The organism is Pseudomonas sp. S10E 269, assembly GCF_002798465.1.
GTDB lineage: Bacteria > Pseudomonadota > Gammaproteobacteria > Pseudomonadales > Pseudomonadaceae > Aquipseudomonas > Aquipseudomonas pergaminensis.
This window is the reverse complement of the sequence record NZ_PHIJ01000001.1, coordinates 442254-454811: the sequence shown is the minus strand read 5'-3', so window position 1 is coordinate 454811 and position 12558 is coordinate 442254. Positions and strand designations below refer to the sequence as shown.

8 protein-coding genes are annotated in these 12558 nt (G+C 60.9%); all 8 read left to right on the top strand.

Annotated features, from left to right (window positions below; all coding sequences use genetic code 11):
- Nucleotides 1-39 precede the first annotated feature (39 nt).
- The 8 genes from mtnA (at nt 40) to rpsA (ending at nt 12470) form a co-directional block, all read left to right on the top strand.
- Complete coding sequence (gene mtnA, locus CWC48_RS02205) at nt 40-1110, top strand: S-methyl-5-thioribose-1-phosphate isomerase (protein WP_100491255.1); 1071 nt, start codon at nt 40-42, stop codon at nt 1108-1110.
- 424 nt (nt 1111-1534) lie between these two features.
- Complete coding sequence (gyrA, locus tag CWC48_RS02200; protein ID WP_028619469.1) at nt 1535-4189, top strand: DNA gyrase subunit A; 2655 nt, start codon at nt 1535-1537, stop codon at nt 4187-4189.
- A gap of 243 nt (nt 4190-4432) precedes the next feature.
- Complete coding sequence (gene serC, locus CWC48_RS02195; RefSeq protein ID WP_078047491.1) at nt 4433-5518, top strand: 3-phosphoserine/phosphohydroxythreonine transaminase; 1086 nt, start codon at nt 4433-4435, stop codon at nt 5516-5518.
- Complete coding sequence (pheA, locus tag CWC48_RS02190) at nt 5518-6612, top strand: prephenate dehydratase (RefSeq protein WP_003172650.1); 1095 nt, start codon at nt 5518-5520, stop codon at nt 6610-6612. Before serC ends, pheA begins: the two co-directional genes overlap by 1 nt.
- Nucleotides 6613-6621: 9 nt before the next feature.
- Nucleotides 6622-7734 (top strand): histidinol-phosphate transaminase, encoded by a 1113-nt coding sequence (gene hisC, locus CWC48_RS02185; RefSeq protein ID WP_100491254.1) that lies wholly within the window; start codon nt 6622-6624, stop codon nt 7732-7734.
- A gap of 28 nt (nt 7735-7762) precedes the next feature.
- Nucleotides 7763-9973: a bifunctional prephenate dehydrogenase/3-phosphoshikimate 1-carboxyvinyltransferase gene (locus CWC48_RS02180; protein ID WP_256581774.1), complete on the top strand. Its 2211-nt coding sequence runs from the start codon at nt 7763-7765 to the stop codon at nt 9971-9973.
- Nucleotides 9970-10659, top strand: coding sequence for a (d)CMP kinase (gene cmk, locus CWC48_RS02175; protein ID WP_003172653.1), 690 nt, complete (start codon nt 9970-9972; stop codon nt 10657-10659). Before CWC48_RS02180 ends, cmk begins: the two co-directional genes overlap by 4 nt.
- Before the next feature lie 119 nt (nt 10660-10778).
- The gene (rpsA, locus tag CWC48_RS02170; RefSeq protein ID WP_025856938.1) at nt 10779-12470 is read left to right on the top strand and encodes a 30S ribosomal protein S1; all 1692 of its coding nucleotides are present in this window, start codon (nt 10779-10781) and stop codon (nt 12468-12470) included.
- Nucleotides 12471-12558: the final 88 nt, after the last annotated feature.

Genomic DNA, 12558 nt, shown 5'->3' with positions numbered 1-12558 from the left:
CTATAATCGGCGGCTTTGTTCATGAGTGCGGAGTAAGGGATGCGCGATCGACTGTTGGCAGCGGAGAAGGTGAAGGCCATCGATTGGCGTGATGGCGCGCTGTACCTGCTCGATCAGCGTGCCTTGCCGTCCCGCGAGAGCTGGGTGGCGTGCGTCACGGTCGAAGACGTCGCGGCGGCCATCCGTTCGATGGTGGTGCGCGGGGCGCCGGCCATTGGTATCAGTGCCGCGTATGGCCTGGTGCTGGCAGCGCGTGAACGGATCGGCGAGGGCGGTGACTGGCAGGCCGCCTGGGAAGAAGACTACGCACTTTTAGCCGATGCCCGACCGACTGCGTCGAACCTGTTCTGGGCGTTGAAGCGCATGCGCGACCGCCTGGACCGCGTCAAAAAGCACGCCGACCCCCTTGCGGTGCTGGAAGCCGAGGCGATTGCGATCCACGAGAGTGATCGCGAAGCCAACCTCACCATGGCCCAACTGGGCGTCGAGCTGATCCGCAAGCAACAGGGCAATGCCCAGGCCATCCTTACCCATGGTAATGCAGGCGCCCTGGCGACCGGCGGCGTGGGCACGGCGCTCGGGGTGATTCGAGCAGCTTACCTGGAGGGCATGGTCGAGCAGGTCTACGCCAATGAAACCCGGCCCTGGCTGCAGGGTTCGCGGCTGACCGCCTGGGAACTGGCGGGCGAGGGCATCCCGGTGACCGTGAATGCCGATTCGGCGGGTGCGCATATCCTCAAGACCAAAGGCGTGACCTGGGTGATCGTCGGCGCCGATTGCATTGCCGCCAATGGCGATGTGATCAGCAAGATCGGCACCTACCAACTGGCGGTGTGTGCGATGCACCACGGTGTGCGCTTCATGGTGGTGGCGCCGAGCTCGACCCTGGACATGATGATGGCCACTGGCGATGACGTGGCCCTGGAAGAGCGCGATGCCGGGGAACTGTTAAACGTGATGGGGCAGCGTCTTGAGGCCGCTGCGTTTAATCCGGTATTCGATGTGACGCCGGCTGACCTGATTGATGTGATCGTGACGGAGAAAGGCGTGGTCGAGCGGCCGGATACGGCCAAATTGGCCAAGTTGATGTGTCGCAAGCGCTTGCATTAAGGGGCCTGGCGCCCGTGAAATGGCAACCGCAGGCAAGCCAGCTCTCACATTGGATAGTGTTCACAGGTCTAAGTGTGGGAGATGGCTTGCCTGCGATTGGCCATTTAAGTCAATAAAATCCTCGGATCCACGCCCGAAAAATAGCACCACCCCACCTCTGAGCCCCTCTCGTCCCCCTCAAGCCTGTCATCCGTCAACTTACTATGCTCCATGCGCATCAGGGGGATAGGTGCGTGGCGGCGATTGTGATAACATCCGGCGGTTTCCAGGGTTGCCCCGAGGGGTGGCCTATAACGTGCAGATCCGTGTCATAACTCGTTGATTTGTCGTAAGTCGTTGTCAGGCACTTTGCCGGCAGCGGCGAGCTTCGTTCGTCCCATATGGATGTGACGAGGTTTCACCCGAAAAAGGAATCAGGCTTCTCATGGGCGAACTGGCCAAAGAAATCCTCCCGGTCAATATCGAAGACGAGCTGAAACAGTCCTACCTCGACTACGCGATGAGCGTAATTGTCGGTCGGGCACTGCCTGATGCGCGCGATGGCTTGAAGCCCGTGCACCGGCGTGTGCTGTTCGCGATGAGCGAGCTGGGTAACGACTGGAACAAGCCGTACAAGAAATCTGCCCGTGTTGTCGGTGACGTGATCGGTAAGTATCACCCTCACGGCGACACTGCGGTGTACGACACCATCGTTCGGATGGCCCAGCCGTTTTCCCTGCGCTACCTGCTGGTAGACGGCCAGGGCAACTTCGGTTCGGTCGACGGCGACAACGCCGCGGCCATGCGATACACCGAAGTGCGCATGACCAAGCTGGCGCACGAGCTGCTGGCCGACCTGCATAAAGAAACCGTGGACTGGGTGCCGAACTACGACGGCACCGAAATGATCCCGGCCGTCATGCCGACCAAGATCCCCAACCTGCTGGTCAATGGTTCCAGCGGTATCGCCGTGGGCATGGCGACCAACATCCCGCCGCACAACCTCGGTGAAGTCATCGACGGTTGCCTGGCGCTCATCGACAACCCCGAGTTGACCGTCGACGAGCTGATGCAATACATCCCGGGTCCGGACTTCCCGACCGCTGCGATCATCAACGGTCGCGCCGGCATCATCGAAGCCTACCGCACCGGTCGTGGCCGCATTTACATGCGCGCCCGCTCGATCATCGAAGACATCGACAAGGTCGGTGGCCGCCAGCAGATCGTCATCACCGAACTCCCGTACCAGTTGAACAAGGCGCGTCTGATCGAGAAGATCGCCGAGCTGGTCAAAGAGAAGAAGCTCGAAGGCATCACCGAGCTGCGCGACGAGTCCGACAAAGACGGTATGCGCGTAGTGATCGAGCTGCGTCGTGGCGAAGTGCCTGAGGTGATCCTCAACAACCTCTACGCCCAGACCCAGCTGCAAAGCGTGTTTGGTATCAACGTGGTTGCACTGATCGACGGCCGCCCGCGCATCCTGAACCTCAAGGATCTGCTGGAAGCCTTCGTGCGTCACCGCCGCGAAGTGGTCACCCGCCGTACCGTGTTCGAACTGCGCAAGGCTCGCGAACGCGGCCACATCCTGGAAGGCCAGGCCGTTGCGCTGTCGAACATCGACCCGGTGATCGCCCTGATCAAAGCCTCGCCAACCCCGTCGGAAGCCAAAGAGGCGCTGATCAGCACCCCTTGGGAATCCAGCGCCGTGGTGGCCATGGTTGAACGTGCCGGCGCCGATTCGTGCCGTCCGGAGACCCTGGACCCGCAATACGGTCTGCGCGAAGGCAAGTACTTCCTGTCGCCGGAACAGGCCCAGGCCATCCTGGAACTGCGCCTGCACCGCCTGACCGGCCTGGAGCACGAGAAGCTGCTGGCCGAGTACCAGGAGATCCTCAACCAGATCGGCGAGTTGATCCGCATCCTCAGCAGCGCCGTGCGCCTGATGGAAGTGATCCGCGAAGAACTGGAAGTGATCCGCGCCGAATACGGCGATGTGCGTCGCACCGAGATTCTCGACGCGCGCCTCGACCTGACCCTGGGTGACATGATCCCGGAAGAAGAGCGTGTGGTGACCATCTCCCACGGTGGCTATGCCAAGACCCAGCCGCTGGCTGCGTACCAGGCCCAGCGTCGTGGTGGTAAAGGTAAATCGGCAACTGGCGTCAAGGATGAGGACTACATCGCTCACCTGCTGGTCGCCAACAGCCACACCACGCTGCTGCTGTTCTCCAGCAAAGGCAAGGTGTACTGGCTCAAGACCTACGAGATCCCGGAAGCCTCCCGTGCCGCCCGTGGTCGTCCGCTGGTCAACCTGCTGCCGCTGGACAGTGATGAATACATCACCACCATGTTGCCGGTCGAGGAATACACCGAAGGTCACTTCATCTTCATGGCCACCGCCAAAGGCACCGTCAAGAAGACCCCGCTGGAATCCTTCAGCCGCCAGCGCAGCGTGGGCCTGATCGCCCTGGAGCTGGACGAAGGCGACGTGTTGATCTCCGCTGCCATCACCGATGGCGAGCGTGAAGTCATGCTGTTCTCCGACGGCGGCAAGGTCACGCGCTTCAAGGAATCCGACGTTCGCGCCATGGGCCGTACCGCCCGCGGTGTGCGCGGCATGCGCCTGCCAGAAGGGCAAAAGCTGATTTCGATGCTGATCCCGGAAGAAGGCAGCCAGATCCTCACCGCTTCCGAGCGTGGTTATGGCAAGCGTACGGCCATCAGCGAGTTCCCGGAGTACAAGCGTGGCGGCCAGGGCGTGATCGCCATGGTCAGCAACGACCGCAACGGCCGTCTGGTCGGCGCGGTCCAGGTGCTCGACGGCGAGGAAATCATGCTGATTTCCGACCAGGGCACCCTGGTGCGTACCCGTGTGGCTGAAGTGTCGAGCCTGGGCCGTAACACCCAGGGCGTGACCCTGATCAAGCTGGCCAAGGACGAAAAACTGGTCGGCCTGGAGCGTGTCCAGGAGCCGTCGGAAGTCGAAGGCGAAGAGCTGGAAGGTGAAGAGTTTGACGGCGAGGTGATCGCAGCCGGCGATGACAACGTCGACGAGCCAACCCTCGATGCTGCCGCAGACGAAGAAGAACCGCAGGAATAAGCGGACACACAGGGGGCGGATGAAGATTCGCCCCCTTGTTGTTTGTCCCTTATGAAATAACACGTCCTTTGGCTGGACGCGGTCAATGTGGGAGCTGGCTTGCCTGCGATGGCAGCGCCGCGGTATCACTGCGCTACCGAGGTGCCCTTATCGCAGGCAAGCCAGCTCCCACAAGGGTTCGCTCCAGAGAAAGGTTGTTACCGAACATGATTGCAGCCCCACCAGATCAGAGTGAGATTGGATGTGAGCAAGAGAGCCTATAACTTCTGTGCCGGTCCCGCGGCGCTTCCTGAAGCAGTCCTGCAGCGTGCGCAGGGTGAACTCCTCGACTGGCATGGAAAAGGCCTCTCCGTGATGGAAATGAGCCATCGCAGCGATGAGTTCGTGTCCATCGCCACCAAGGCCGAGCAGGACCTGCGCGACTTGCTGGACATCCCATCCAACTACAAAGTGCTGTTCCTGCAGGGCGGCGCCAGCCAGCAGTTCGCCCAGATCCCGCTGAACCTGCTGCCGGAAGACGGCACGGCTGACTATATCGACACGGGCATCTGGGGCCAGAAGGCCATTGAAGAGGCTTCCCGTTACGGTCACGTCAATGTGGCGGGCACCGCTAAGCCTTACGACTACTTCGCCATTCCCGGTCAGAACGAGTGGAAGCTGTCGAAGGACGCTGCCTACGTGCACTACGTGGCCAACGAAACCATCGGCGGCCTGGAATTCGACTGGGTGCCGGAAGTGGGCGACGTGCCGCTGGTGTGCGACATGTCCTCGGACATCCTCTCGCGCCCGATCGACGTGTCCAAGTACGGCATGATCTACGCCGGCGCGCAGAAGAACATCGGCCCGAGCGGCATCCTGGTCAACATCATCCGCGAAGACCTGCTGGGGCGTGCCCGTTCGCTGTGCCCGACCATGCTCAACTACAAGGTCGCGGCCGATAACGGCTCGATGTACAACACCCCGCCGGCGTTCGCCTGGTACCTGTCCGGCCTGGTCTTCGAGTGGCTGAAGGAGCAGGGCGGTGTCGCCGCCATGGGCAAGCTGAACGAAGAGAAGAAGCGCACCCTGTACGACTTCATCGACGCCAGCGGCCTTTACAGCAACCCGATCAACCTGACGGACCGTTCGTGGATGAACGTGCCGTTCCGCCTGGCTGACGACCGTCTGGACAAGCCATTCCTGGCCGGTGCCGACGAGCGCGGCCTGCTGAACCTCAAGGGCCACCGTTCGGTCGGTGGCATGCGCGCCTCCATCTACAACGCTGTCGACATCAACGCCATCAAGGCGCTGGTTGCCTACATGGCAGAGTTCGAAAAGGAACACGGCTAATGTCTGAGCAAGAACTCAAGGCCCTGCGCGTACGCATTGACAGCTTGGACGAGAAAGTCCTGGAGCTGATCAGTGAGCGCGCGCGGTGTGCCCAGGAAGTGGCACGGGTGAAGATGGCGTCCCTGGCTGAAGGCGAAGTGCCGGTGTTCTACCGTCCCGAGCGTGAGGCCCAGGTTCTCAAGCGTGTGATGGAGCGCAACAAGGGCCCGCTGGGCAACGAAGAGATGGCGCGGTTGTTCCGTGAAATCATGTCTTCGTGCCTGGCCCTTGAGCAGCCGCTGAAAGTGGCCTACCTCGGCCCGGAAGGCACCTTCACCCAAGCGGCGGCCATGAAGCACTTCGGCCACGCGGTGATCAGCAAGCCGATGGCGGCGATCGACGAAGTGTTCCGTGAAGTGGCAGCCGGTGCGGTGAATTTTGGCGTGGTGCCGGTGGAAAACTCCACCGAAGGCGCGGTCAATCACACGCTGGACAGCTTCCTTGAGCACGACATGGTGATCTGCGGCGAAGTCGAGCTGCGTATCCACCACCACCTGCTGGTGGGCGAGAACACCAAGACTGACAGCATCAGCCGCATCTACTCCCATGCACAGTCCCTCGCCCAGTGCCGCAAGTGGCTGGACGCTCACTACCCGAATGTCGAGCGCGTCGCGGTCTCCAGCAACGCCGAAGCCGCCAAGCGGGTCAAGGGCGAGTGGAATTCGGCGGCCATCGCCGGTGATATGGCGGCGGGCCTGTATGGCCTGACGCGCCTGGCGGAGAAAATCGAGGACCGCCCGGACAACTCCACGCGCTTCTTGATGATCGGCAGCCAGGAAGTGCCACCGACCGGCGACGACAAGACCTCCATCATTGTCTCCATGAGCAACAAGCCCGGCGCGCTGCATGAGCTGCTGGTGCCGTTCCACGACAACGGGATTGACCTGACGCGCATCGAGACTCGTCCTTCGCGCAGCGGTAAATGGACTTACGTGTTCTTTATCGACTTCATCGGCCACCACCGCGACCCACTGGTCAAGGGCGTGCTCGAGAAAATCAGTCAGGAAGCCGTGGCACTCAAGGTGCTGGGCTCTTACCCGAAAGCGGTTTTGTGAGGCTTTAACATGAGTGGCAACTTCCTCGCCCTGGCTCAGCCGGGCGTGCAACAACTGTCGCCTTACGTCCCGGGCAAGCCTGTGGACGAGCTGGCGCGTGAGTTGAACCTGGATCCGTCCAGGATCGTCAAGCTGGCGAGCAACGAGAACCCACTGGGCCCTAGCCCGAAAGTGTTGGCGGCAATCCGTGAAGAATTGGCCGAGCTGACCCGCTACCCCGATGGCAACGGCTTTGCACTCAAGTCCCTGCTGGCGGAGAAGTGCCGGGTCGAGCTGAACCAGGTAACTCTGGGTAACGGTTCCAACGACATTCTTGAGCTGGTCGGCCGTGCCTACCTGGCGCCAGGCTTGAACGCGGTGTTCAGTGAGCACGCGTTTGCGGTCTATCCGATCGTGACCCAGGCGGTCGGTGCCGATGCGCGCGTCATTCCAGCGAAGGATTGGGGCCACGACCTGCCGGCCATGCTGGCGGCCATCGATGCACAAACCCGCGTGGTGTTTATCGCCAACCCGAACAACCCGACCGGCACTTGGTTCGACGCTCAGGCGCTGAACGACTTCCTGCAAGACGTGCCTGAACACGTGCTGGTGGTGCTGGACGAGGCGTACATCGAGTATGCCGAGGGCAGCGACCTGCCAGACGGCCTCGAGTTCTTGGCGGCGTACCCGAACCTGCTGGTCTCGCGTACCTTCTCCAAGGCCTATGGCCTGGCGTCGCTGCGCGTGGGTTACGGCCTGTCCACGGCGGTAGTCGCCGATGTGCTGAACCGCGTGCGCCAGCCATTCAACGTCAATAGCCTCGCCCTGGCGGCGGCTTGTGCGGCGGTGAAGGATGCCGAGTACCTGGAAGAAGGCCGTCGCATCAACGAAACCGGCATGCTGCAGTTGCAGGAAGGTTTCCGTGAGCTAGGCCTGGGCTGGATTCCGTCCAAGGGCAATTTCATTTGTGTCGACCTCGGCCAAGTGGCTGCTCCGGTATTCCAGGGCCTGCTGCGCGAAGGCGTGATCGTGCGGCCGGTGGCCAACTACGGCATGCCGAACCACTTGCGCATCACCATCGGCCTGCCGGCGGAAAACAGCCGCTTCCTCGAGGCGCTGGCCAAGGTTCTGGCTCGTGGTTGATGTCACTGCATTGCAACCTGCTGTGCCTATGATCGGTCGCCTGGTGGTGGTCGGTCTGGGGTTGATCGGCGGCTCCTTCGCCAAAGGCCTGCGTGAAAGCGGCGTGTGTGGCGAAGTGGTGGGTGTCGACCTGGACCCGCAATCGCGCAAGTTGGCGGTCGAGTTGGGGGTGGTGGATCGTTGCGAGGCGGACCTGGCGCTCGCGTGCCAGGGCGCTGACGTGATCCAGCTGGCGGTGCCGATCCTGGCCATGGAGAAATTGCTGGCGGTGTTGGCGGGCATGGACCTGGGCCAGGCGATCCTCACGGATGTGGGCAGTGCCAAAGGCAACGTCGTGCGCGCGGCGCAACGGGCGTTTGGTGGCATGCCGGCGCGCTTCGTGCCGGGCCATCCGATTGCCGGTTCCGAGCAGAGCGGGGTGGAGGCGTCGAATGCGCAGTTGTTCCGTCGGCATAAGGTCATCCTGACACCGCTGGAGCAAACCGATCCGGCTGCGTTGGCGGTGGTTGATCGCCTGTGGCGCGAGCTGGGGGCGGATGTCGAGCATATGCAGGTCGAGCGTCACGACGAAGTGCTGGCCGCGACGAGCCATCTGCCGCATCTGCTGGCATTTGGCCTGGTGGACTCGCTGGCCAAGCGCAATGAGAACCTCGAGATTTTCCGTTACGCCGCCGGCGGCTTCCGTGACTTTACGCGGATTGCCGGCAGCGACCCGGTGATGTGGCACGACATCTTCCTCGCCAATCGCGAGGCAGTGTTGCGCACCCTGGACACCTTCCGCAGCGACCTTGATGCCTTGCGCGACGCGGTGGATGCCGGCGATGGCCATCAATTATTGGGCGTGTTCACCCGTGCGCGGGTGGCGCGTGAGCATTTCAGCAAGATCCTGGCGCGCCGGGCCTACATGGAAACCGCTGTGAACGCCGATGACCTGACCTTCCTCGCCAACCCGGGCGGCCGCTTGAGGGGAAGCATTCGGGTGCCGGGCGACAAGTCGATCTCCCATCGGTCGATCATGCTGGGTTCGTTGGCTGAGGGTGTGACTGAAGTTGAAGGCTTCCTTGAGGGTGAAGACGCCCTGGCGACCTTGCAGGCGTTTCGCGACATGGGTGTGGTGATCGAAGGCCCGCACCATGGGCGCGTCACCATCCATGGCGTGGGCTTGCAGGGTTTGAAGCCAGCGCCGGGGCCGATTTACCTCGGCAACTCGGGCACCTCCATGCGCCTGCTGTCCGGGTTGCTGGCGGCGCAGCGTTTCGACAGCGTGCTGACGGGCGACGCGTCCCTGTCCAAGCGCCCGATGAACCGCGTGGCCAAGCCACTGCGGGACATGGGCGCGGTGATCGAGACGGGCCCGGAAGGGCGTCCGCCGCTGACTATCCGTGGTGGGCAGTCGTTGAAAGGCCTGACCTACGCCATGCCGATGGCCAGCGCGCAGGTCAAATCCTGCTTGCTGCTGGCGGGGTTGTACGCCGAGGGCAAGACCGCGGTCATCGAGCCTGCACCGACCCGTGACCATACCGAGCGCATGTTGCGCGGCTTTGGTTACCCGGTGGCGGTGGAGGGCGCGACGGCTTCGCTGGAATCGGGCCAGGCGTTGACGGCTACCCATATAGAAGTGCCGGGGGATATTTCTTCTTCGGCGTTTTTCCTGGTAGCGGCTTCGATCGCCGAAGGTTCCGAGCTGTTGCTGGAGCATGTGGGGGTCAATCCGACGCGTACTGGCGTGATCGACATCCTGCGGCTGATGGGCGCGGATATCACCCTGGAAAATCAGCGCGAAGTCGGCGGCGAGCCGGTTGCCGACCTGCGCGTGCGCGCGGCGACGCTAACAGGTATCGAGATTCCCGAGGCCCTGGTGCCGCTGGCAATCGATGAGTTCCCGGTGCTGTTCGTCGCGGCGGCCTGTGCCGAAGGGCGGACCGTGTTGCGTGGGGCTCAGGAGTTGCGTGTGAAGGAGTCCGACCGCATCCAGGTCATGGCCGACGGTCTGCTGGCACTGGGGGTGAAGTGTGAACCGACCCCCGATGGGATTATCATTGACGGTGGCCTGATGGGCGGTGGTGAAGTCCATGCCCATGGCGATCATCGGATTGCCATGGCGTTCAGCGTAGCTTCCCTACGGGCGGCGGCGCCGATTCGTATCCATGACTGCGCCAATGTTGCTACGTCTTTTCCGAATTTTCTTACACTGTGTGCCCAAGTCGGCATCCGTGTTGCCCAAGAGGCTCAATTGTGAATATCAAAGCACCGGTGATTACCATCGACGGGCCAAGCGGCTCGGGCAAAGGCACGATCGCCGGCATCCTGGCCAAGCGCCTGGGCTGGTGCCTGCTGGATTCCGGCGCGCTGTACCGCTTGCTGGCATTCGCCGCACGCAACCATGGCGTCGACCTGACCAATGAAGAATCCCTCAAGCTGCTGGCGGCGCACCTTGATGTGCAGTTCGTCGGCGCGACAGAAGGTCATCCCCAGCGCATCATCCTCGAAGGGGACGATGTGACGGACGACCTGCGCAATGAACAAGTCGGCTCCTGGGCTTCCCAGGTTGCCGCGCTGCCGGCCGTGCGTGATGCGCTGCTGCAGCGCCAGCGGGCTTTCCAGGAGCCGCCGGGCCTGGTGGCCGATGGCCGTGACATGGGAACCGTGGTGTTTCCCGAGGCACCCTTGAAGATTTTTCTGACCGCCAGCGCCGAGGAGCGGGCTCGCCGCCGCTACTTGCAGTTGAAGGGCAAAGTCGATGGTGTTAGTCTGTCGAGTCTGCTAGATGAGATCCGTGCACGCGATGAGCGTGATACCCAGCGCGCAGTAGCCCCGCTCAAGCCGGCGGCTGATGCCATACAGCTGGATTCCACGGAGTTGTCCATCGAGCAGGTGCTGGAACGCATCTTGAGCGAGATCGCCATTCGCGATATCGCCGGGTGACCAAGAAGGCCGCAGGGGACCAGTCATAGTCCTGTGGTGCTTCTTTTAATTGAAACTGACCCACACCGTCTGGGGTGTGGAGATGGGCGTATTCTTCGCCCTTATCAACAGGAATTAAAATGAGCGAAAGCTTTGCGGAACTCTTTGAAGAAAGCCTAAAAACCCTGAACCTTCAGGCAGGCTCCATCATCACCGGTGTTATCGTTGATATCGATTACCAAGCTCGCTGGGTAACCGTTCACGCTGGTCTGAAGTCTGAAGCTCTGATCCCGCTGGAACAGTTCTACAACGATGCTGGTGATCTGACAATCAATGTCGGTGACGAAGTTCACGTTGCTCTGGACTCGGTTGAAGACGGTTTCGGTGAAACCAAGCTGTCCCGTGAGAAAGCCAAGCGCGCTGAATGCTGGATTGTTCTCGAAGCAGCCTTCGCAGCTGAAGAAGTGGTCAAGGGCGTTATCAACGGTAAGGTTAAAGGCGGCTTCACTGTCGACGTTAACGGCATCCGTGCGTTCCTGCCAGGTTCTTTGGTCGACGTTCGTCCTGTGCGCGACACCACGCACCTGGAAGGCAAAGAACTCGAATTCAAGGTCATCAAGCTCGACCAGAAGCGCAACAACGTTGTCGTTTCCCGTCGCAGCGTCCTGGAAGCAGAGAACTCCGCCGAGCGTGAAGCTCTGCTGGAATCCCTGCAGGAAGGCCAACAAGTCAAAGGTATCGTCAAAAACCTCACCGACTACGGCGCATTCGTCGACCTGGGTGGCGTGGATGGCCTGCTGCACATTACCGACATGGCTTGGAAGCGTATCAAGCATCCTTCCGAAATCGTCAACGTTGGCGACGAGATCGATGTCAAGGTTCTGAAATACGATCGCGAGCGCAACCGTGTTTCCCTGGGCCTGAAGCAACTGGGTGAAGATCCATGGGTTGCTATCAAAGCCCGTTACCCAGAAAGCACTCGCGTTACCGCGCGTGTTACCAACCTGACCGACTACGGCTGCTTCGCTGAGCTGGAAGAAGGCGTGGAAGGCCTGGTACACGTTTCCGAAATGGACTGGACCAACAAAAACATCCACCCTTCGAAAGTCGTACAAGTCGGCGACGAAGTGGAAGTTATGGTTCTGGACATCGACGAAGAGCGTCGTCGTATCTCCCTGGGCATCAAGCAGTGCAAATCTAACCCATGGGAAGATTTCTCTGGCCAGTTCAACAAGGGCGATAAAATCTCCGGCACCATCAAGTCGATCACCGATTTCGGTATCTTCATTGGTCTGGACGGCGGCATCGACGGCCTGGTTCACCTGTCCGACATCTCCTGGAACGAAGTGGGCGAAGAAGCTGTTCGTCGTTTCAAGAAGGGCGACGAGCTGGACACCGTTATCCTGTCGGTTGACCCAGAGCGCGAGCGTATCTCCCTGGGTATCAAGCAACTGGAAAGCGACCCGTTCTCTGAATACGTTCAGGACAACGACAAAGGCGCAATCGTTAAGGGCACTGTGAAAGAAGTTGACGCTAAAGGCGCCATCATCACTCTGGCCGACGATATCGAAGCGACTCTGAAAGCCTCCGAAATCAGCCGTGACCGCGTTGAAGACGCGCGTAACGTTCTGAAAGAAGGCCAGGAAGTTGAAGCCAAGATCATCAGCGTTGACCGCAAGAGCCGTGTAATCCAGCTCTCCATCAAGTCGAAAGACGATGCTGAAGAGAAAGAAGCCATCCAAAGCTTGAAAGACAAGCCTTCGGATAGCATCGCTGCTGGTCCTACCACTCTGGGCGACCTGTTGCGTGCACAAATGGAAAAACAGAACTAAGTTCTGTCAGACCATAGAAAAAGGGCGACTTCGGTCGCCCTTTTTTGTGCCTGAAATTCGTTGAATCAACAACTTGGAGCTCTTGGAC